Source organism: Bacillus cereus group sp. MS39, from assembly GCF_040448665.1.
Classification (GTDB): domain Bacteria; phylum Bacillota; class Bacilli; order Bacillales; family Bacillaceae_G; genus Bacillus_A; species Bacillus_A wiedmannii.
Map to the genome: position 1 here is coordinate 2,879,231 of NZ_CP123058.1, position 24,491 is coordinate 2,903,721.

Below are 24,491 nucleotides of genomic sequence, written 5' to 3' on the forward strand. Positions count from 1 at the left end.
ATTAACTACTCTCCTTTGGAATTAGTTCATATATATCATTAGGTTTTAGTTATAGTAAATGATATAGCATACAAAAATGTGTGACAGTCTTTAATGTAGACTTTCATCGACAGGTTTTTCATAACATCCTATATGAAGAAAACACCCATCCTTTATAATCAATACATTTGGATGAGTGTTTTGTAACGCATTACTTATTCTATTCTTACTGGCTATTAAGATATCTAAAATGATATCTTATTATTTCAATTTTTATTTAAATTCTATTAACTGTATATATCTTTTTCTATATTCTTTAACAACATTTCTAACCTATCCCTAGTAACTTGATTAAAATGTGGATTTAATTCCTTTATTATGAATTCAAGTAACTCATAGCTTATGTATTCACCCAATTTCAGTGAATACTGTTCAGCTAAAAAAGACTTTAATTTTTTAGAGATATCAATCTTATCCTTTTTACTAATCTTTATCCCCATTCGATAACAAACCCCTCTTAGATTAATCTTACATGCTAATCAAAATAATTTTTTAATATTTATGAAACTTTGCTGTTTACTACCTTATTAGATATACAACAAGGTAGCCTATTCATGTCATAATATTCAATCACCTGAGAACTAGTCACTGTTGCTTATCATTTTTATTTTCGAAGTACCTCTGATGTATATATTACACATTACAATATACAAAACAAAGCCCAAATACGGAACTTTTAACTTTATCAATTTTTTTAGAGACTTCACATAAAATTACCTTTTTCATATTATAAAAAATTTTTCTATAAATTTTTCATACTTTCTACCTTTTTGGCACTTTCATTACTATAAGTTGAAATTTTCCTCATTTTTAAAATAATACAGCCTAGACTCAATGCAAAAAGAGAAAATATCCCAAAAGTAACAGTGATAGTATTTAATGATAGACTCCAGCTAATTAGGAAAGATACTAATGCCCCCCCTAAACTGGCCGATGCAATAAATAGACTAGTCACTTGATCAATATTATTTTCCATAATATAGGAAGCTAAGATTAATGTTATTGGAAAAACACCCGCTATAACTAAACCAATAATAAAGATGATAAACAAGTACATACCTGCACCTCGAACAAAGGGAAATAAAGATAAAAGAATTACTAATGTAAAGCAACTAGATGTAATGTATGTCCAATAATTAAATTTATGGGCTAGCTTACTTACAAGTATTCTTCCTATAACTATTGCTAGCCAAAAACAAGATATACTTACTGAACTGATTAATTCATTATTGGTAAGAAGCATTATTGTAGATAAAAAATTTGCAAGATTAGTTTCTATGCCTGCATATAAGAATGCAAAAAGTGAAATAAATAATATAACTGTAATCTTTTCACTTTTAAATTTCAGAGTGAATGAGGAAAGGGATGCTCCTCCCTTTTCATTATTTTGAGGAGAAAAATTTAGAAATTTTGTACGTCCAAGCATGTACCAAACAAATAGTGTAAAAATAAAGAATAGTAATATCCCATAAGGAATAAAATACCATTCATAAAATTTTGTAATATAATTAACTAGTAACGGAAACCCTAGCGCCCCAACCCCAAACCATACTTCGAGAATACTAAATTTAGCAGCACTATTCCTTTCTGCTGAAATAATAAAGGAACCCACCGTAGTTTCTAACAAACCTGCTCCATAGCCTAATACAAAACAAATAACGGCTAAATATGCCCATTCTTTAATATATATAAAACCTCCTAGGACGATGGACATTACTAAAACACCTAATGTTATTGTTTTAAAATAATGATACTTTCTTACTAGTATGGGTGAACTTAGAACACCAAATAAAAAACCCGTAAATTGAAAAAATATTAAAACACCTAATTGATCAGGAGTTTTTCCATAATATTGTATTAATGAAGGAATTAAACTACCTATACAAACATGTATTATTCCTACAATAAAATAAAACAAGCAACCATAATAAAACATTAACCGCATCTTTTCTCAACTCCAATCCAAAATAAAAACAGGGATTTAAGTAAAAGTTTTAAACCCCTGTTTTTACCATAAAACTAAATAGTTGCTACAGATCGTTCTTTATTACTACTGCTTTTATCAAAAAACATATCCAATATTACTTGTGAACGAAATCCATCTTCAAATGTTGCTACAGACTTATTTGGTCCACCTTCCGCAGCATTAGCCCATTCTATAATTTCACTTCTAAAAGAATCAGACCATTCAAAAATCTCGTTTTCTGGATCGACTAGTAAAGGTAATGGTAACGGGATTTCATGTTTTTCCAATCCATCAAAGAGTATATATTTATTTGGCTCTTTAGAAGAATACTTATATTCTTTCTTCGTACCTATTACCTCTATACTAAAACCACAATCGTCAAGAAATGAACTTTTAGATGTTGTAATATTAACAAAAACCTTATTTTTCAATTGGCCATAAACCTCAGCATAGTCATCAACAAAAACTGGTTTGCTTTCTTTTTCCTTAACATTTGTTTTAATTTTAGTACGAACGGTATCCTCTCTAAAATCACTCTCAAATAAAAACCATAGTAAATCTATTAGATGAATTCCCAAATCTCCCAAGGCCCCACTAGTTCTATTACTTTGAAAATCATCTCGCCAAGTAAACGAAGTTCTCCTAAAAGCGCTATTCTTTTTAAAATGCAACCTTACCACTACTATTTCCCCTAATTCTTCATTTTGAATTAATTGTTTTAAAGCCTTAACATAAGATAGATAGCGATAGTTAAACCCCATTGAAGCTACTAAATTAGTATTTTTTGCTATTGCCATCATGTATTTTGCTTCTTCACAAGAAATAGCCATTGGCTTTTCACATAACACATGCTTATTTTTTAATAACGCTTGAACTGCTTGAGATTTATGACAAAAATTCGGGGAAGATATTATTACCCCATCAACTACTTCTAGTAACTCTTCATAGCTATTAAAAACCTTCCCACCAAAATCCCCTATCAATTTATCGGCATTCTCATAATTAACATCATACACTCCAACTAATTTACAATTATCAACAGTTGATAATGCTCTAGAATGAGCTCTTGCAATACTTCCTGCACCTATAATTCCAATATTCATTATATGAACATCCCCTTTTAATTAATAATGTGCTTTAGAGTATTTAAAATTCCAATCGAGTATTCACCTTGAGCTAACATTGAGTGTATTTTTTTAGCCTCTTCTGTTGCATTTTCTACTAAATAACCATGTCTTACAGCTTGTAGCATTCTTAAATCATTCCCACTATCTCCAAAAGCTATTGCATTTGTTTTATCTAGTTCGTACTTGTCTAAAATAAATTTCACTATCTCATCTTTACCTGTTCCAAGTGGAATAAAATCTACATCATAGCAATTTTCTGGATCACCAGCTAATGGATTACATTTGTTAATATTAACTCCAACTTGGAATACTTCTCCGATTTCTTCTATCTTTTCTAAATTCTTTGCATCAATAAATTCATTTTGCTCTTCATAATAAAAATTAAATTTGTACTTAGAACTTCCTAATTGTGTCTGAGGTCTTAAAAAAATTTCATATTTTATTTCTAGCAATTTGATAATTCTTTCAATCTTCGAAGAATCAAATCCACCCTCTATAATTCTGTCTTCCCAAATTTGATCATCTATAGTAGTCCCATTACTCTCAAAGTACGTTATTTCTGTACCTAATCCACTCGCCACAAAATGAGGAAAATACTGAATACCACCCTTTTTCATTTTTTCAACAATTGATTCTAAACTACTTCCCGTTACCCAACCAATTACTATATTCCCTTTACTTCCGTGTTCATACAAATACTTTTCTAACAATTTCATATTGCTTCTTTTAGAATCATCCATGTTATGAGGATAATAAGTTTCATCAAAATCACAGAACACTACATATTTCGGGTTTTTAACCTGTGGTAGTCTTTCAAAATTTAAAGACTTTAAAACTTCATTACTTATTGACATTGAATAATCCCTCCAAAACGAAATTTTGCTCTTCTAACATCATATTTGGATGTAAAGGTAGATGTAATATTTCTTTATGAACTTGCTCTGTATTTACCATATTATTCTGCAAATCATTTTCCTTTACCCACTTGGTATTTTGTTTATGAGATAATACTGGATAATAAATATCTGTTTCAATGTTATACAATTGGTACAATTTATTTTTCAACTCGTCTCTTCTTCCATTTTCAATTCTAATCGGAAAAAGGTGCCAGACATTATCTTCTGTCATCATAGGTAGTTTTATTAATTCCCTATCCTCTAAATCCTTTAACTCACGAATATATCGTTGAGCTAAATACGCTCTTTTTAAATTGTTGTATGATAAATACTTAATCCTTTCCAAACCAATAGCTGCTTGCAAATTATCAATTTTAGAATTGAATCCAAAGTCTAATACCTTTTTATTTTTTTTATCAATTTCAAATCCATGATAACTATATTGATTGCAACGTATTGCAAGAGTTTCATTATCGGTAACTATTGCACCAGCCTTACCACATACACCAAAATTCTTATATGGGTTAAAACTAAGAACAATAATATCTCCATATTCTCCAAGATTTGAAGAACCAATAGCTTGACATGCATCTTCAATAACTCTTAATTGATATATATCCGCGATTTCACGAATTTTTTTCATTTCACATTGTTTACCATACAAATGTACAGGCAAAATGCATTTAGTTTTTTGGGTTATAGCTTCTTCGATTTTAGACGGATCAATACAATAACTCTTCTGATCTATATCTACAAATATAGGTTTTGCTCCGACCGCTAACACAGCATTTTCAGTAGCAGCAAAACTATTAGCTGGCATAATTACTTCATCCCCCGGCTGGATACCAATAGATAACAATGACACCATAAGAGCATCTGTACCACTACTTGTTGCAATTACAAACTTTTTATTTAAATAACTTCCGATTACTTCTTCTAGTTTTTTTGAAAATGGTCCACTTGTAAATTGGCCTGTCGGTAAAACATCTTTTAAAACTCCTATAATTTTTTCAACCTCATCTTGAGAAATCAACCGATTAACTGGCATAAATTCTATTTTCTGTATATTTTTTCTGCTATAATTGAAAATATCTTTGTCTATATCAATATCTATTTTCAATTTATTTTCCCTAAATAATTTCTCTTTCATCCTGTGATTCGGTAATATATTACTAATTTCAAATTCTTTTTCTTTTGTTTCCCCCTGTAGGCACTTTAATAAAGCTAAATTGTCTTTACTATGTCCAGAAATTGTAGTAAGAGTTTTCACGTTAAATCACCTCTAAGAAATTATTTTGAAAATCATGAGTAGACTATATTTTATGTTATCGATTACATGTCAACATTTTTTTTACGGAGGGTTTCTCTATGGTAACAATTAATGAAATAGCTAAATTATGTAATGTATCAAATGCTACGGTTTCAAGAGTTCTAAATAATCATCCTTATGTAAATTCAGAAAAACGTGAGAAAATAATAAAAGTAATGCAAGAATTCAACTATACTCCTAGTTCTATTGCTAGGAATCTTAGAATAAATAAGACACAAACCATTGCACTATCAATTCCAAATATAGATCATCCCTTTTTCGGAAAATTAGCTAGAGAAATTTCTAAAGAATTATTAAAGCATAATTACAAATTGCTAATTTATCAGACTTTTTATGAGAAAAAAATTGAACTTGAATTACTTTCCTTACTAAAGAATAAGGCTGTAGATGGTGTAATTCTCGCATCCCTAGAAAATAGTTGGGAAAATATAGAGCATTATTTAGCATATGGGCCCATAATACTTTGTAATGAGTATGAGGAAAATGCACCTATTCCAATAATTTGTTACGATGAATTTGAAGCTGGATACAAAGCTGTTAAACATTTAATAAGTAAAGGTCATAAAAAAATTGGCTTTTGTTTTGATTCTCTTAATAGTCAAGCACAATTAAAACGCCAACAAGGTTATCTGCATGCCTTAAAAGAAAAACAATTACCATTCAATAAAAAATGGCTATTTGGAGATGCAATTACTATTAATGATGGGTTTAGAATTTTTGAGAAGCTAGATAAATTAAAAGATAAACCTACTGCATTATTTACAGGAAATGATCAAGTTGCTGCTGGAGTTATTAAAGGAGCTACTATTAAAGGGTATTCTATTCCAACTGACTTAGCTGTTTGTGGTTATGATAATCAATTAATTTGTACAGTTACAACCCCAACAATTAGTACTATTGATATTCCAATTGTTAAACTGAGTAAACGTACCGTTAACGAGATACTACTATATATAAATACAGATGAATCTATTAAACGTAAAATTATTGAATATCCTACAAACTTAATTATCCGTGAATCGACATAATTAAAACAAAAGTTTCTTCTTAAACTTATCTAATAAATAAAAATAAAAAGAGGACGTAAATAATAATGCGTCCTCTTTTTATATCAAATTAAAATAATCCATCAAAATGCTTTTCACGAAGCTAGATAGATAATGTTTTTAAGAAAGATAACAACTTACATATTAGCTGTTACAATAGGTGGTATCACATAATTCACACCTATTACAAGCATTACATATCACTCATATTCCGATACCCTTTTTAGATATATAGAATAATAAAAAAATGTGAAATTTTATATCATTATGTAAGACATTTGATATCAAATATATTACATTCACTATGAAATTAGTTTATTTATAGGATTTCTATAGATAAACAAGGTACTAAATTGACTCTTAAGTAGTCATTATCATTACATTTGTCGGAAAATTGAAAAAATATGTGTAGATAGATATCATTGTGAATGAATATATAATTAATTTTAATTTCCTGACATAATTTCACATAATTCTTAAACTAGTTTTTTGCGTGCATTATGAAATAAAATATTGCATCGTGTCAGTCTTTAAAAGATTATATATCATAACTTTAAGGGAGGAAGAAAAACTATGAAAATGAAAAGAAAAATCATGATGACGACAGCACTTGCAGCTACATTAGCTACAGGTGCACTACCGACTACATCGGTGTTGGCTGCAGAAAAAGAGGCTCCTATCCAACAAAAAGAGGAACAAATGAGTATTCAACCATTAGCACAAAATAATTTAGAAACAGCTGTTAATGCTGCCTTAAATGGTCCAGAAGTCAAAAAAATAAAAGTGTTTGAGCATGAATTTAACGTAAAAGAAATAGAAGTAGTAAATCTAGGTGCAGGAAAAAAATATGTTAAGGGACAAATTTCACATCATTTAAGTTTCCGTCCAGATGATCAATTTTATTATGAGTTTACTGTGCAAGATGGAAAAGTAGTAGATAAGCCTGTATTTAATATTGATAGAGGTGGTTGGACACCATTTGCTGCTCCGCTTTTATCAATTCTTGCTGCGTATAATGGGATTCCAGTTAATCCAAATGATTTAAATGTACTTGGTCAACAGATTGGAAAAGTTATAGATGGAAGCTGGGAACATGCAGCCCAATCTATCGCAACTGTAGTTAGTTTAAGTTTTAATGAGTAGAATTTTTAAATTTTTTATTAGCCTTGCAGAGGCCCATTTTTCGTAGGTAGCCTTGTTATAAGAGATTCTGAAACAGCTATAAATAGATTTTTACCACTCAGTCACATTATCTTGATTTGTTAACCACCTTATCATTCATTATATGTCACAAAATAGAAGTCTTTTTTAAGACTTCTGTTTTGTTTGTATACAGTACCGCGGAAAATTTGTTTTTCACCTATCTATGCTTCTATTCTTTAAGAATCCGTTTGGCTATTAGATACAATCTATTACAACAAACTATTAAAGTCTCAAGTAAATTACTACCTCTATTTTTAATTTTTTCAATCACAAAAATTCATTACTTTAAGAATGAAAACAATAAATATAATAAAAAATCATTTTATTTTATTGTATCTATTATTTAAAAGTCAGGAGAGATAAAATGAACAAAATAAAAATGAGAAATTTCTTTAAAATTAGCATACTCACATGTTTTACACTAGCAAGTTTAAGTACACCATCTCCTATTTTAGCTGATAGTCATCCAGGTTATTCCTATGAATCCAATATAGGATATCAAAATCCATCGTGGATGTCGAAAGTAGAAGATTCAACAAAACTAAGTAAAATATCTATTCCAGGGACTCACGGTACAATGGCTTTACATGGAGCAAGTTTTCTTGATGAAAATTTGACAAGAAATCAAACTATGAGTCTACCCCAACAATTAAATTCTGGAATTCGATATGTAGATATGCGTGTTAAACGTGTAAAAGATTCTTTTGCAATGTACCATGGGATTGTAAATCAAAAAGCAATGTTTGAAGATGTATTAAAAGAGGCAATTCAATTTTTAAAAGATCATCCTACAGAAACAATTTTAATGCGCTTAAAAGAAGAAACTACTCCTGAAAGCGGCTCACTATCATTTGAAGAAATACTTAAAAAATACAAAGACCTTAATTCCTCCTATTTTTGGGATTCAAGTTCTGTACCAACTTCAAAAAGAAATAATCCTACTCTAGGCGATATCCGAGGGCAAATTGTAATCTTACAAAACTTTACAGCCTCTCAGCAATATGGCATTAATTACGATAGCTTAAATATACAAGATACATTTGAAATTGAAAACGGACCAGACGGAATGTATGAAAAATGGAATGCGGTGAAAACCCACCTTCAAAATACAAATAATAATTTTAACAATGATAAAATCTATCTTAACCATTTTAGTGGCACAGGTGGTGCAGCCGCATTTTTAAATAATGTATATCCTTGGTTTGTTGCAAGTGGAAAAGAGAACAGAAATACTGATAGTAGTCCTAAGTTGATTCAAACGAATCTCACTAATGCGTGGAGTGATTTCCCCCGCGATAGAAATGGACAAGTATATTATGGTGGTATGAATACACTTGGGACCGAACTCTTGCAACAAGGTGGAATTAAACATTCTGGTATCATCGCAGCTGACTTTCCTGGGCCAGGTTTAATTGACAATATCATTAAATTAAATGGTATACATTTGAATGAAAAAGAAATATTAATTTCGCAGATTTCATCCGAATCTAGCCCTTTATCCGGACAAAAAAACCGATCCAGTCAAAACTTTAAAATTGATAGTTTACCTGTAGGTACTAAGGAATTAAAATGGGTTATTGAGCCTTCAGAAAAAGATCATCCTTCTACTATTTCTTTCAATGTAATGATTGATGTTTCCCTAGGTACAGATTCTACTCGTTGGAAAAATATTTCACATGGATCTAGGACTGAAGCTTACACGAATACTAAATATTATATCGCAAGTCCAATTGGTGCCACTAACAAATTTACAGTGAAAATATACGCTATTACAAATTAGAAAATAAAGAATCCCAATGGAATTCCATTGGGATTCTTTAATAATTTCATTTCGTATATGTTGAGATGGAGATTAAAAACTTCACCCCTGTTTCGGTATTGCACATAGAATTAGTGATAACTACCCTTCCCCGCTTATCATTTATTCAAAACTGGCTTCCAAAGCGATAGGGCAAAAATCCAATTTGAGTCGCCATTTCCTTGATGATTTTGAACCGCTTCATACACTTTTCCTTCATGTACTACTCTATCACCTTTAGTATATGCCTTTCTTGCATCCCATTTTTCATATGTGGAATCCTCTGACTTTGTCGTTACATTCAAAACATCACTTCTACTAGATTCATTTCCAGCTAAATCAACCGCCGTCACTACATACTTATACGATGTATTAGTCTTCAAATCTTTATCCATAAAGGATGTATTATCAGCTGCCCCAATTTTATTCATAACCCCAGCGCTTTCTCTATATACAATATAATGGTCAACACCTACATTATCTTCAGACGGACTCCACATCAAATCAACAGTTGTCGCTGTTTTACTCATACTATGTAATCCTTTCGGTTGAGTCGGAGCTTCTGTATCTGGAGTTTCATTTGTTGTCTTAACCTTTAGTTTTTCACTTTCTTTTGATATGTTTCCAGCAGAGTCTAATGCCTTTATAGTATAGGTATATTCCGCATTTGCTTTTAGTTTTTTATCAGTAAAAGTTGTACCTGGTACCGTATCAATTACTTCTCCATTGCGTAACACTTGATATTCTTTTACACCTATATTATCAGTAGAGGCCTTCCATGTTAGTGCAACACTATTGGCAGAAACTTTAGACGCATTTAATCCAGTTGGTTGACTTGGAGCTACTGTATCGGGAGTTTCATTATTTACTAGATTTACATCAATTACATTATAAAACGCATTTGACGTATCTGCTACATCCCATACAGCTAAAATAACATGATAACCATTTCGATCAGTTGGTACATTAATTGTATGTGTTAAATTATTTGATGCGGCCGAACCGTCATGGTTCACAGTTCCAATTGGTTCTAATTCAGCACGTGTTAATGGTTTATTAGGATCCCATCCCTTTTTTGTAATGTAATAATGCCATTTACTTGTAGAATGTGCCGCTGTATATTTCCATGTAAATGTATTTGCTCCACCCATAATCGTATTTTTAAACCAGCGATTTGATGTTTGTTGGTCAAGAATTCCTCCAAATAGTCCTCCTGCCGAAGCGATTTTCCCATCAATCGGTCCACCATCTGGGAATCCTTTAGGTGCTTCTAGGCTTTGAGGCTCGTACATTATATTTCCACAATTTAAATTCAATGCTCCATAATTCTGACTACATAAAGCAGCACGACTGCTTGGCTTTTCAACAAATCCATGTGCATACGCACTTTGAGGAATCATTGTAATAGCCGTCATCCCTGCAGCTAAAACACAAGCACCAATTCCTTTTTTACTTTTTCTTAATCTTTCAAATTTAGATGTAAATTTCAAATTCATTCTTGTCCCCCCCAATATATTATTGTTATCGCTAATATAATAGCAATATAAAGATAAACGAACAAATTACTAGTAAATATACTAATATCACTCATACATTGTTACATTTATTATTATTTTTAATCTCATATAAAAATAAAATAAATACAATAACTCTATTTTGTAACATTATGTATTAATAGAGGAATAAAATCCTTATATTATTTCACAAAAAATTCAAATATTAATTTAAAGAATTATATTTACCCTCATGCTGAAAAAATACAATTTTAAAGTAAAAAAGTCTGGAAGAAGCTGATTAAATCAGTCTCCTCCAGACTTCACACTTCTACTATACAACATACATACAAGTCATTTCCAAGGCTAAATTCACACATATTTTCTAAACCCGAAAAAACACAATAAATAATCTGTTTATATTCAAATGGTGAATGCACACAAACCCTTTAATCTTAGATACATATTCCTATAAAATACCTCTAGATATCCAACTTAACTTTATAGTACTTGTGAATAGTCATCTTCTACCCTGTGAATCCTTACTTTAAACAAATCATCTAGAGATTGATAATGTAAGGTAAAAAAGAGAATTGACAATCCAATTCCCCCATAACACCCTATTAATTTATTATATGATTTTTACCTAATAAGGTACAGGAACAAACAAAAAACTTCAGTGTGATTGCAATTATTATAAATATAAACGTTTTTAGGGTGAAACGTTTAAAGGGTACTTTACTGAATTGTTATTAACTGCTCCTGTACCTAGTATTTAATTTAACTTATGTCAATATATTTTACAATACAAGTGTTAAACGTTACATATTTCTATATTTAATGATACATTTCATCAATATAGCCCCCTAATCTTTAGGCTAAATATAGAAATTTAGGCTCGTTAGGATTTAATTGTGGAATTCTCATCATTGCAAATGAATTGATTAGGCACATAACTGTCACAAATTAATTACTTATCTATTTTTTCAACTATGAAAATTTTATTACCAATTCAATATTTACTCTTAAACTAAAACACATTTATACCTACAATTAATTTATTATCTTTCAAAAGAGTCGATAGTTTTATATTTTTTATTTTTTTATTGTACATTTGTACATTTGATGTTAGGATTATGCCTATTAAAATTGAATCCTAACGATTCTTCTTTATAATTTCTATATTTTAAATACCAAATAAAAATATAGATTCTGAAACACGATCAAAATCAGAACAAAAATGTCGTTATTTTACAATGATGTCGTGGAATACCTTTAGAATGGAAAGATACATGCAACAACGTGTTAAGGGGTTACAGGGGGAACAAAAATGAGAGACTTTTTTGATGATAAGTATAAAAATATTGAATTAAAAAGGAGGTTAATAAATTTAATAAGTGACATTAGCGAGTTCAAAGGAAAATTAGCTGCTTATCAGGAACAAAACCCTGACATATTTAATAATTTAGAAAAAACTATACCACTACATTACATAAAAAATTTCACAACTATTTATGAAGATGTAAAAGTTCCTAATAAAAGATTAAAAGAGCTTATTTTAGATGATATAGTACCTCAAAATATTTCAGAAGATGCTATTTTTTGTTATTATCAAACACTTTCTTTTGTACATAAAAACTCCTGTACTTTATTAATTAATCCAGCAACTATACAGGAATTGCATTTTCAACTAATACATTACATTACCTCGGACAGTGCCAAATGGCGTGAAAAACCTTTTATTATTCCAGGAATTCCAGAACATGGAATGCACTTGAATAGTTACCGCATTCTTCCGCATGAACTTATTCCACAGTTTATGGAGCAATTATGTGATCAATACAACTCATTAAATACTAGTAAGGGGCTACATTCACTTTTATTAATAGCTCGTTTTATATTAAATTTTTATTGCATAGTCCCTTTCAATCAAGGTAATAACAGGCTGGCATTTATGTTAATGCAATTACTGTTAATTAAGAGTGGACATACATTTGTAAAATATGTATGTTTGGATAAATATATTAAGAAACATGAATCTGATTATTACAATTCGATTTATAAATCTTCGGTGAATTGGTACTGCGAGGAACATAATAATAGCTTTTGGTTAAAAACGTTTTTAACAATTATATTAGAGGCTTACAAAGATCTTCATAACACAGTTCTAGATTCTATATGTAAACATACTAAAGTTGAGAGAATCCAGGATTTTATACTTAAACAAAAACAACCCTTTACTAAGGAAAGTATTCGTAACACTTATCCAGACATTGCAGAGAGTACAATCAGTAAGGCTTTAAATTCCTTGCAATTATTTGGCCATATTAAGCTAGTTACAAAAGGACGAAACGCAACGTGGATTAAAATTTGACCATACTTTCAAGATACCTGAGGTTCAAAAATTCAATTATAACTTTATCATTGAATTTCATGACTTTGAACTCATATTCATTGAATTTCACTTTAATTTTTAGCTATTATTACTTTTTTAGTTATTTCTAATTCCAACAAGATATTTTATAGGAAAAGGTCCGCTTTCCTCCGCCTTTTCCTATAAAAAAATTAGATATAAACATAAAATAATTGTCGAAAAAAGTCGTATTTTAATATTTTTTCTTTATTTTCTAGTTGTAAACGCTTCAATTTCATGTTAACATCTTAATCAAACAATAGATGGTAATAAAAATGAAAATATTTCTTTCCCTTAGAAACATATAAACGTACGGTACTATCAAGAAAATAAGGCCAAAGAAATATTTGATACTTACCAAAATAACCAATAAGAATTTTGTTGTGCTTATTTTTCTGATAATTAAGAAAACTCATTTTGTCCCTAAACAAAATTTATTAGCACGCAAAATTCAAATACACTAGAACACCCAAATAAATGAAATGTCCTTTTTTATTGAGCATTGAGGTATGAAAAAATAATTCTTCCTACAAAATTCAGCTGAGTAACATAAAGACATCTAAATTAATACCTTTATCGCCATCTATTGTTGACAACATATTTACCAACTAAAAAAAGAACCTATCAAGGGTTCTTTTTTATTATAATTATTCAAATTTCAATTTTATCTTGATACTTAGATTGCCACACAAATTACATCTACTTTTTGCTCTCAATTATTGAATTAATAATATAGCACATCAAATTTATTAATCCTTATCTCCAATTCGTTTAAATTAGTGAATAAAATTCAATCATATAAAAATAATAACTACAACTAATCGTTATAAATTAAAGAGGTGTCAATTTTGTCCTTAATTGAAGAGACCTTAGAAACTAAGACAGATAAAAACATTGAAAAGATCCAAACAAGTAACTTAAAACAACTTAAAAATACACTAGATAATATCTTTGATATTAGTGCAGATTTGATTGAACATTCTTTGCAATTAAAAACAAACACGAATATTTTACTATATTATTTTGAAGGCCTTACAGATGGTGTTGCATTAAAAGGAAATGTTGTTACACCATTATTACAAGAAGTGAATGAAGACAGTCAAATATTTAATTCTAATATTATTGCTACTCATACCAAAATAGTATATACGTGGAATGAAATTAAAGAAGGATTACTTGAGGGACAATGTGTACTGTTTATGGAAGGAGAAAAGAGGTCCCTTCTAATAAATACAAAAGGCTGGGCAGAAAGAGCGATTCAAGAACCCATTTCAGAAGTTACTATTAAAGGCTCACATGATGGGTTTATTGAGAATGCCACAAAAAACATAGGCTTAATTCGTCGATATATTCCTTCTACTGAATTGAAAATTAAAAAAATGACAATTGGCGAACGCGCTACTTCTTTAGTCTATTTAATTTACTTAGGGGATGTAGCAAACGCAGATGTAGTCCAAGAAATAGAAACTAGAATCTGTAAAATTAAAACAGATGCGGTATTGAGTATTGGGGAACTATCTAATTATACAAAAGATCAAAATTGGACTCCTTTTCCACAGGCTTATTTAAGCGAACGCCCAGACGCCATTGCAAATCATATACTTGATGGAAAAGTAGCAGTGTTAATGGATAGATCCCCTGGTGCAATGGTTGTTCCAATGAATTTAATTGGATTTTTTCAAACTCCAGATGACTATAATATTCATTGGCTCATTGCATCATTTTTTCGTTTATTACGATTTGCAGGATTTATTATTGCTATTTTTTTACCCGCATTTTATATTGCTATAGTCTCTTTTCACTTTGAAATCATTCCTATAGATTTATACACTTCTATTGCAACATCTAGAGTCAAAGTCCCTTTCTCTCCCTTATTGGAAGCTTTTATAATGGAAATTACACTAGAAATGCTACGTGAAGCTGGTATTCGTTTACCACAACCCATTGGACAAACCATAGGAATTGTTGGAGGGATTGTAATTGGACAGGCAGCTGTTCAAGCTGGTCTTGTAAGTAACGTTATGGTTATTATCGTATCTATTACAGCCATTGCATCATTTATTGTTTCTAATTATGATTTATCAAGTTCTATACGCCTTATTCGTTTCCCAATGATGTTATTGGCATACTTTTATGGGATTGTAGGTATTGTTAGTGGATTAATGCTCTTATTTGCTCATTTTGTTTCACTAACTTCCTATGGTTCACCATACGGATTGCCAATCGCACCATTTCGGCTCCAAGAGTTAAAAGATTCTTTTGTAAGATTTCCTATTTCTATGATTACCACCCGCTCGAGTACAGGACAGCCGAAACAAAAAAAGAAAAAAGAAGGTGGTTCGCATGGGGAATCTTAAATTTCAAAACATAACTTTATTCGAATTTATTATTTTCATTCATTCACTGCAACTTGCATCAGGTATGTTAATTATGCCAAGCCCACTTGCTACTACTGCTGGCACAGATGGCTGGCTTTCAATCATTCTTGGATGGATAGTTACTTCTATAATAGGCATATTTATTATATTAATGTTACAAAAAAATCCTAACAAAAATTTCTCACAAATCTTAAAAACATACTTTGGGAAATGGATAGGGACAATTCTTTTTCTTTTATATGCCTTTTATTTATTTTTTGCTGGCTTTAATACTTTATTAAAGGCAACTGATATTGTAAAAGTGTGGATATTCCCTTCCACTCCTGCTTATCAAATCACCATATTATTACTATTACCTTTTATTATTTTAGCTCTGAGTGGGTTAAGGGCTCTTACTAGTTATTCTATGCTTGTTTTCTTCTTCACTACTTGGATGCCACTATTTCTTCTTTTTTCACTAAAGACTAACTACACCCCTTTACACCTACTACCTATTTTTAAAGATGGATTATACCCTATTGTAAAGGCAACAAAAGAAACCATTACTCCTTATGCTGGCTTAGAAATTGCATATTATATATACCCGTTCTTACAAAAAAAACAAAAAGCCATAAAAGGACTACTAATAGCGAATACTGGAACCATGTTTTTCTATCTATATGTGACTATTCTTTCTTATATATACTTTAGTCCAGAGGGGATAAAAGACGTAATCTGGCCAGTATTTCATCTATTAAAAGGGGTTCGTTTTTCTTTCATGGAACGATTAGAAATTATATATATCGCTTACTATTTAATTGTATTTTCCACTACGATATATCCGTATTTATTTTTCAGTTTTGAATCTGTGACCATTTCACTTCAAAAAAACACCCGCAATTGGGCGCTGCTTGCTTTTATGTTATTTATAGTTGGCATATTTATTTTCCTAAATCCCGATGTGGATCAATATTTGTTTATATATTCTCTTATGGATATCTTAAATGTCGTTTTCTTTATTCTATTACCAATCTTATTTTTCTCTTACAGTATTCTTTTTACTTGGATTATTAGGAGGAAGCAACTTTGATTCGAAAATGGATATGGATTGTAATTTGTTGTGTATATATAATTGGTTGTAGTCAGAGAATTCCTCTTGAGAAGGTTTCATTAATCCTGTTAATTGGCTTGGATAAAACCCCTAATGGAGACATAAAAGTTGGAACAAGCATACCACTCTTTCATCATAAACAGCAAAAAAGTACTATAGAACATTGGACACATGCATCAACTGTATATACTGGATTCAGTAAGATAGATACGAAATTAACGGGCTATATGACAGCCTCCAAAGCTGAAATCATTTTAATCGGGAAAAAATTGGCAAAAGAAGAGAATTGGTTGCAGGAGCTTGATTCATCATACCGTGATCCTTACGCTACCATTAATACTAAAGTAATACTTGTAGATGGACCTACAGAAGAAATTTTTAAAATTCATAAGCCTAGTAAACCATCACTTTCATCTTATATAAATGGTGTAATCGAATCCTCAATTCAAAATAACCAATCCGTCTCTTCTACAATTCAACAATTAATGAGAGAACAAAATGAAGAAGGAATGACGCAAACTGTTCCAATTATCAAAAAAACAAAGAATGAAATCGACACAGTAGGAATTGCATTTTTAAATCGAAAAGGGAAATATTTAACTCATATCCCTAAAAAAGATGTTAAATTTTTCAATCTTATAAATAAGCCAAAAAGTAACGGCCGAATGATACTACACCTTGCGCTTCCTCCTAAAAAGTCCAACAAAAAAACAAACACTTCTATCTTCGTACAGAACGCGACAAGGAAAGTAGATGTTGATTTTCAAAACGGAAAGTTTATATTTAATTTCAATATATATGCTAATGTAGCTTTAATAGAAAAAACCAATGCGAATTTAATTAAGGGGCACTATGATAATAAAACAAATATAAATAATATAAAAAGTGCTATTGAAAAAGAAATTAATAAGAATTTACAAAATATGTTGAATGAAATACAGCAGAATAAAATTGATCCAATCGGATTATCCCTATATGCTAGAGCTTTTCAATATAAAGAATGGAAAAAAGTAAAAGGAAATTGGTTGCAAGCGTTAGCAGAGGCTAAAATAAATGTAAAGACACACGTCAAAATAAAAGATACTGGGACCATTAGAAATTAGTCTTAGATTTAATAGCATTTCTCAAAGGAATCACATATTGTTCTAGTGATTCCTTTTTATGAGAGAATAATGCCTTGCTTTAACGAAAATACAATATATGCAATTATTCATTTATTTGTTCTAGTTATGAAAAAATCTATTCCTGTCAAAAAAGCTTAGTTCAAAGAAAAACTTTCTATGAATCTATACTTATATCTTAAATCCACCAATTAACTCTTGAAGTTCTTCTGCCATCTGTGCTAAGTGTATCGCTGAAGAATTTATCTCTTCCATGGAAGCATGTTGTTCCTCAGATGAACCTGCTATCGTTTGCATGCTTGAAGAATTTTCTTTCACAGCCATAGATATTTGATCAATTGATGTATCGACTTTCATTGCATCAGTTGTCATTTTATTTGATAGTTCCACCATACCATGCACTTTTGACACAATATCATTTGCGGATTTTGAAATCTCATAAAAACTTTGTTTTGTATCATTCGCAACCTGAATTCCCGACTGTACTTCTACACCTACTTCATTCATGGCTTTTACAGTCTCATGTACATCTGATTGTATTTCCTTAATTAAACTTCCAATTTCCATTGAAGACTCGGATGATTGCTCTGCTAACTTCCTAACTTCATCAGCAACAATTGCAAAGCCTCTTCCCTGTTCTCCTGCTCTAGCTGCTTCAATTGCTGCATTCAATGCTAATAAATTTGTTTGTTCCGCAATATTTTGAATCGCTTCTAATATACTTCCAATTTGTTGCGATTTCTTATCTAGTAATTTTATTACATTATCAGATTGAGAAACAGAGTGATGTATAGACTGCATTTGTGTTACAGTTTGTTCTACTAATTGTTCACCCTCATTGGCTTTTTGTTTTGTGTATATGGATGAATCCGATACTTCAGAAGCATTATCAGCTATGTATTGAATATTTCGTGTTACCTCACCAATTAATTTAGCTCCAGATTCAACTTCATTATTTTGAACCTCTGCACTGTTCGAGATTTCCTCCATTTCTTTTGTAATTTGTTCTGTCGCAACACTTGCTTGCTCTACGCTAGCAGTTAGTTCCTCAGAAGAAGCAGCTACATGTCCTGCAGATGTATTAATTTGAGTAATAATATTACGTAACGACTCTGCCATTGTATTAAAACTACCACCTAATTGACCAAGTTCATCCTTTGAACGAATATCTATTTTCTCAGTTAAATCTCCCTGACTAATTCTTTGAGCTGAAATTACTAATTGTCTTAGTGGAGTAATAATTGATCTAAGTATGAAGAAAATTAAAATTCCACCTAACAATAATGAAGCCCCTATTATAGTGAGCGTTTTATAAAAAATAGGATTGGTAGCTTCTTCAATTTCTTTCGTAGGCATTACACCAGCTATTTTCCATCCTGTTTTTTTGTTTGTCTTAAAGCTTATGTTTCGATCTTCACCATTAAGGCTATAAGTAATTACTGCATCTTCTTTCTTGTACAGTTCATCCGCTAAAGTTTTCTCTAATTTCTCACCAGGCTTCAGTGATGGATGAACAACTATAGTTTTATCTTGACTGACTATAGATACAAAGCCTTGCTTTCCAATTTTTATCATTTTGGATGTTTTTACGATATCATTAATATTCAAATCTACGCCAATGACACCACTTTTATCTGCATTTTGCTTTGCAATTGCAATTACCATATTTCCTGTAGCCTTTGATTTATATGGAGATGAAACAATAATCCCTCCATTTGCTTTTACTGCATCCTTATACCAACTACTTTCTAACGGATTAAACCCTTCTGGTATTTTTCCAACAGGTGCATGAATAAATTGATTGTTACCGGATGCCGTATAAATCGTTTCTATCTCTGGATGTAACTGTATATATTGATCAAATTTACTCTGTACATTTTGTAATTGTTCAGGATTATAATCGCCTTGTGTGAGTACCTTTGCAAAATGAGTTACATCTGTATGTTTATTTTCTAATTCATCATCTACAATCTTATCTAAAATACTTACATTATCTTTTGCTGATTGTAGGATTGTTTCATTAAGATCTGTTTTTGCCTTATTATAGGATGATACTCCTACGATAAGACTAGGTATAATTAATATTCCGATAAATGCCATAGACAACTTCGTTTTAAGCTTTATTTGTCCCATTCTTTCTTTTATATTAAACACTAGATACTTCTCCTTTTCATTCATACTACTTATATAGTTTATTTACATTTTTTCTCCTTTATTTTTTCCACATTCACTTATGGTACCATTAGAAATGAAATCATTTTCATATTCATTTACCTTTATTTTCATATGTAGCGATTTAAATTCCACAAGCTGAGTTTTATATATCCTCCTTTCGAATATGTTTTTTAGATTAAGCAATTATTAGACTACGAATTATTCCAAATAAACTGGATGAAACATATACTTCATTTTTAAAAAATTATTGGCTTTGTTTGGATAAAATTTTAATTTAGCGCTATACAAATCATGTGAAATCCTTACCACAATAAATGCACTATGTATAACTAAGTGAATTTATTCTTTTAATAATTATATTTAACTGCCTTTTAACTATTCTAACTGCATCACTTCATTCATTCATTTATCTATTTACTACAGCCACTTTTGTTGTATTGAATCACTAAACCATAAATTCTAAATAGAAGAATAAAATAAATTGGAAAACTTCATTGTAACATGTATATATAAGTTTTAAATATTAAAATTGAAAAATATATTATTTTTAGTTTCATAAAATGCTAAGGACTTATTATGAAACTTTTTTTGACAACCGCATATATCAGGATAATACTAACATTAGAATACACTTTCGCAGGAACCGATATGGATTTTGGAGAATGAAATGTTATGAAACATATTAATATTAGTAGGAAGTATGACTAGCATTGAAATAATTTCACCAATAAAAGAAGTTAAAACCACAGATTCTGATCCTTTTAATGACGATTAGGGATTTAAAACCATTAATGAATTGGAGGAAGCTGAGAATAGTACATACCAACCCGACTGGAATATGGAATACCTCATAAAGGAGATACTTACTACTTAATTCAACGTTTTGGTGCCAAAATAAAAAATTTCAACGTTAACCCTTCCGACTCTTTACAACATTTTATAACAATTGAATCAGAATTTATTACTACTCCGAAAGGGTTAGAAATTTAGAGAACACCGATTACAAATGTATATACTAAAGGGACATATATTGCACTAATTAAGTATAACGGAGAATTTACCTACTCAAATCATTTTCAAATTAATTAACTCTTTCCTACTCAGTAGCTAAAATTGATTAATTAGGTAGCTATGAAGAATTAAGATCTTAACCAGCTTCAATTGGAGTTTAACTTTTTTAATATAAACACAGTTTACTTTTAATAGAAGTAAGTTAACTATTCTATCCACCTACTCTTCGTATACAATATTGCATACGAAGGACCTTAAATATTTTGGTATACTATGCATGTGGATTTTTCATCCAAAATTCCACTCAAACGCATATTTATGTATATGCCGACCCTAATTGCTAAAAGTGTGCTTGTACTTAGGTCTTTAGATATTTTACATTTTGAATCTTAATACTAATCCACGTATGGAGTCAGTTGTTTTCTAAAAAAACATTCCAGCGTTTTTATCAATTGATTTTAGAATAGTTAAATAATAACACCATATACAAGCTCTGCATAAATTATTCATTTTCTTTTATATAATACCTACCTTTTTACTTCTGATAAATCATTAAACATTGGATTATATTTCACTTTTATATAAATAAAAGCCAAATAGCCGTTCATAATGAACGACTACTTAGTATCTAACTAATAATTTAAATGTTCTTCATGTTAATCTATTTTGTTTAATCCCGTTGAAGTAACTTGATAGATTCTTTTTTTGCCTATATATTCTTGTTTATTATTCTCAAGGTTAGTAAGTGTAGCCCGTGTCTTTTCATTTACTGCCTCCCCTTCTATATGGGTAAACTCAATGTAATCTCCCACTTTTACGGGCACCACTTGGCTTTCAGCAGTTTGTTGTCTATTTCCCACTATTTCCTTATTGTACACAACACTACCGGATGAATTCTGTACTTTAATACTTGCATACGTATTATTAAAGTAAGAATGTGGTACACCTGCTTCTAAATTCACCTGCATTTTCTCTGTTACCCTATTATAATCTACTTTTGCGATTTCTCTATCACTATATCCCTTTAAAGACCAGCCAAATTGATTCCCGTCTAAAACCGTTGTTTCTGGCATTTTTTCTACTTTCTTCAGACCTTCTTTTGTAACTTCGTACATTGCTTTTTTTCCAAAGCTTTCTTGCTTACTGTTATCTACATTTGTTAAAGTAGCTCTATGCACACCTTCTAGATGTGTTAACTCAATATAATCTCCTACTTTAACTGGAACTTTTTGCGATTCAGCATTTTGTTGTTTGTTTCCATAAATGTCTTTCTTGTATACTACTTTGCCTGATGCATTTTGTACTTTAATACTCGCATATGTTTCATTAAAATAGTGATGTGGTACGCCTGCTTTTAAGTCCATTTGCATTTCTTCTGTCGACTTATTGAAATTGATTTTAGCAAACTCAAAATCACTTATTCCTTTTAGTGACCATGCAAATTGATTCCCATCTAAAATTGTTGATTCTGGCATTTTTTCTATTTTTTTCAGGCCTTCTTTTGTAACTTCGTACATTGCTTTTTTTCCAAAGCTTTCTTGTTTACTATTATCTATATTTGTTAAAGTAGCTCTATGCACACCTTCTAGATGTGTTAACTCAATATAATCCCCTACTTTAACTGGAACTTTTTGCGATTCAGCATTTTGTTGTTTGTTTCCATAAATGTCTTTCTTGTATACTACTTTGCCTGATGCATTTTGTACTTTAATACTCGCATATGTTTCATTAAAATAGTGATGCGGTACGCCTGCTTTTAAGTCCACTTGCATTTCTTCTGCCGACTTATTGAAATTGATTTTAGCAAACTCGAAATCACTAATTCCTTTCATTGACCATGCAAACTGTCTTCCTTCTAAAATATTATTTGCATTAGGCACATTTGGTTTAATCGGATTAGAATCAGTACCCTTCCAAATCTCTGCTGTTAAAATTGGATATCCTAATGCAGCCACTTTTTGAATGGTATCATTATTTGGACGTAATCCCCACTTCTCAAAGAAAGGCATCAAATTTTGTTTGGCTACTTTTGATGCTGAGATCATAAATAATTGTTTTTTATTTTCATCTGTTTGTGGAAGTTCATCAGAAGGCATATCTCTATACAATTGATGCAGTTTAGGATAGAAGTCTTCTCCATATGCTAATTGTAGTTGCCAAAGCATAACAAGCTTAACAAAAGCATCACTAATTTCATCATAATTTTTATTAGATTGTTCTAAGTATTGAAATGCCTTAGTATAAGCACCCTCTTGTTGCAATCTAAAAGGTTGATTAGATGTAAATGCTTTTTCTACAGAAAGGCTGTAAATATTATTTTGTACTTCTGTCATATTATAAAACTTCCAAGGTGATTGCTGTCTCAAATGCCCTGCCTCATGCCATGGACCCCAACCATCTTTTATAAATTTATTAATATCTAACACGTATTGGATTGCGTCTCCCACATATGCGGTTCGATAAGAAGTTGCATACATATAATAATCAGGAGAATGATTTTCTTCTACGTAATGAATATAATGTTTATCTGCTTGTTCTTCAGATAATCCAGCTACTTTGTCTTGAATTCGAGTAGCTTCATCCATCTTTTTTAAGAGTTGTACAGGATCTGTATTAGAGCCTAACAAATATTTCTTAACACGTGCCGGGCTGGCCGTAATTAATACACGTTCTCCCTTTAACTCCACTGCATGTGCATTTGGATATTGGTCCAGCATGTTTATTAAATCTTGTTTCGTATGTTTGCCTAGTTCAAAGAAAGGAGTAGTCGCTCCACCCGTTGTGACTGTTGTTCGAATAGTGCCACCTTGTTGTTTATTATAAAAATAAATCATCCCCCCATTTGGAGATTGGATTGTGTTTATACCAGGTTTTAATGTAAATGATTTTATTTTAGAATCTTCTCTCCAAGAAGCATCATACGAATACGTTCCAATGTATGCTTGAATATTTTGATTTCCTTCTACATTAATCGTTATTTGTTCATTTGGCTTTGCATATAAACCAGTGGGTTCATATGGACTAAATGCCATACTTTTTCTTTCCTGTTGTTTCAGTATCTCAACATCCCCTTTTCCTGGGACTGTATATATTCTGTTTTCTGATTTAACTGACTTTCCCTCTTGCAGTGATGTTGATAATTTTTTTTGCTGCTTTGTTTCCTCTGCAAAGACATCTGATGAAGAAATCATTCCAGTCGCAAGCATAGTTACTGTAGCAGTAGCTGCAAGTATTTTTATAGTTTTATATTTTGAATTATTCCCCATATTATCTCCCTCATTTTTCCTTAGTGCATGTAAGGATTATTATTTTATTTATTATTTTTTTACACCAAAAATTATTTACGCTATTTATGTTGTATCTAATACTCTATTTTTTCTCATAATAGTCTCCTTTTCTTTATTT

General features: G+C 30.7%; 16 protein-coding genes. 8 read left to right on the forward strand and 8 right to left on the reverse strand.

All coding sequences use genetic code 11. From position 1 onward, the window contains the following. Positions 1-266 precede the first annotated feature (266 nt). The 5 genes from QEP67_RS15260 to QEP67_RS15280 all read right to left on the reverse strand — a co-directional run bounded on the left by QEP67_RS15260 (position 267) and on the right by QEP67_RS15280 (position 5,298). Complete coding sequence (locus QEP67_RS15260; protein ID WP_000511538.1) at positions 267-479, reverse strand: DUF2164 family protein; 213 nt, start codon at positions 477-479, stop codon at positions 267-269. Between the two features lie 302 nt (positions 480-781). Continuing rightward, positions 782-1,984 (reverse strand): MFS transporter, encoded by a 1,203-nt coding sequence (locus tag QEP67_RS15265; RefSeq protein WP_001238649.1) that lies wholly within the window; start codon positions 1,982-1,984, stop codon positions 782-784. Positions 1,985-2,058: 74 nt separating this feature from the next. After that, complete coding sequence (locus QEP67_RS15270) at positions 2,059-3,108, reverse strand: Gfo/Idh/MocA family oxidoreductase (protein ID WP_001020532.1); 1,050 nt, start codon at positions 3,106-3,108, stop codon at positions 2,059-2,061. Positions 3,109-3,125: 17 nt separating this feature from the next. After that, positions 3,126-3,986, reverse strand: a complete 861-nt coding sequence (locus QEP67_RS15275; protein WP_000028126.1) for an HAD-IIB family hydrolase — start codon at positions 3,984-3,986, stop codon at positions 3,126-3,128. Further along, positions 3,973-5,298 (reverse strand): DegT/DnrJ/EryC1/StrS family aminotransferase, encoded by a 1,326-nt coding sequence (locus QEP67_RS15280; protein WP_000855155.1) that lies wholly within the window; start codon positions 5,296-5,298, stop codon positions 3,973-3,975. The genes QEP67_RS15275 and QEP67_RS15280 overlap by 14 nt, the downstream gene beginning before the upstream one ends. A gap of 98 nt (positions 5,299-5,396) precedes the next feature. On the opposite strand from QEP67_RS15280, the gene QEP67_RS15285 reads away from it, so the two are divergent. The 3 genes from QEP67_RS15285 (at position 5,397) to QEP67_RS15295 (ending at position 9,387) form a co-directional block, all read left to right on the forward strand. Beyond that, complete coding sequence (locus QEP67_RS15285) at positions 5,397-6,386, forward strand: LacI family DNA-binding transcriptional regulator (RefSeq protein ID WP_000256376.1); 990 nt, start codon at positions 5,397-5,399, stop codon at positions 6,384-6,386. Between the two features lie 591 nt (positions 6,387-6,977). After that, the gene (locus tag QEP67_RS15290) at positions 6,978-7,547 is read left to right on the forward strand and encodes a methyltransferase (RefSeq protein WP_353706307.1); all 570 of its coding nucleotides are present in this window, start codon (positions 6,978-6,980) and stop codon (positions 7,545-7,547) included. Between the two features lie 424 nt (positions 7,548-7,971). After that, positions 7,972-9,387, forward strand: a complete 1,416-nt coding sequence (locus QEP67_RS15295; RefSeq protein WP_001033587.1) for a phosphatidylinositol-specific phospholipase C — start codon at positions 7,972-7,974, stop codon at positions 9,385-9,387. Positions 9,388-9,524: 137 nt separating this feature from the next. On the opposite strand, the gene QEP67_RS15300 is transcribed toward QEP67_RS15295, so the two are convergent. Then, positions 9,525-10,901 (reverse strand): lytic polysaccharide monooxygenase, encoded by a 1,377-nt coding sequence (locus QEP67_RS15300; protein ID WP_001049445.1) that lies wholly within the window; start codon positions 10,899-10,901, stop codon positions 9,525-9,527. 1,327 nt (positions 10,902-12,228) lie between these two features. Here QEP67_RS15300 and QEP67_RS15305 point away from each other — a divergent pair. The 4 genes from QEP67_RS15305 to QEP67_RS15320 all read left to right on the forward strand — a co-directional run bounded on the left by QEP67_RS15305 (position 12,229) and on the right by QEP67_RS15320 (position 17,882). Further along, on the forward strand, positions 12,229-13,272 hold the full coding sequence (locus QEP67_RS15305; protein WP_001204203.1) for a Fic family protein: 1,044 nt from the start codon (positions 12,229-12,231) through the stop codon (positions 13,270-13,272). A gap of 887 nt (positions 13,273-14,159) precedes the next feature. After that, positions 14,160-15,668 (forward strand): spore germination protein, encoded by a 1,509-nt coding sequence (locus QEP67_RS15310; protein WP_000052367.1) that lies wholly within the window; start codon positions 14,160-14,162, stop codon positions 15,666-15,668. After that, a complete protein-coding gene (locus QEP67_RS15315) occupies positions 15,655-16,758 on the forward strand; it encodes an endospore germination permease (protein ID WP_000527372.1) in 1,104 nt (367 codons plus the stop codon). The genes QEP67_RS15310 and QEP67_RS15315 overlap by 14 nt, the downstream gene beginning before the upstream one ends. Further along, positions 16,755-17,882, forward strand: a complete 1,128-nt coding sequence (locus QEP67_RS15320; RefSeq protein WP_000619977.1) for a Ger(x)C family spore germination protein — start codon at positions 16,755-16,757, stop codon at positions 17,880-17,882. Before QEP67_RS15315 ends, QEP67_RS15320 begins: the two co-directional genes overlap by 4 nt. Before the next feature lie 189 nt (positions 17,883-18,071). Here QEP67_RS15320 and QEP67_RS15325 read toward each other — a convergent pair whose 3' ends face one another. After that, a complete protein-coding gene (locus QEP67_RS15325) occupies positions 18,072-20,054 on the reverse strand; it encodes a methyl-accepting chemotaxis protein (protein ID WP_000481872.1) in 1,983 nt (660 codons plus the stop codon). A 1,050-nt stretch (positions 20,055-21,104) separates the two neighbouring features. On the opposite strand from QEP67_RS15325, the gene QEP67_RS15330 reads away from it, so the two are divergent. Continuing rightward, positions 21,105-21,164 (forward strand): hypothetical protein, encoded by a 60-nt coding sequence (locus QEP67_RS15330; RefSeq protein ID WP_241033910.1) that lies wholly within the window; start codon positions 21,105-21,107, stop codon positions 21,162-21,164. A 578-nt stretch (positions 21,165-21,742) separates the two neighbouring features. Here QEP67_RS15330 and QEP67_RS15335 read toward each other — a convergent pair. Further along, complete coding sequence (locus tag QEP67_RS15335) at positions 21,743-24,352, reverse strand: putative mucin/carbohydrate-binding domain-containing protein (RefSeq protein WP_074650382.1); 2,610 nt, start codon at positions 24,350-24,352, stop codon at positions 21,743-21,745. Between the last annotated feature and the right edge of the window lie 139 nt (positions 24,353-24,491).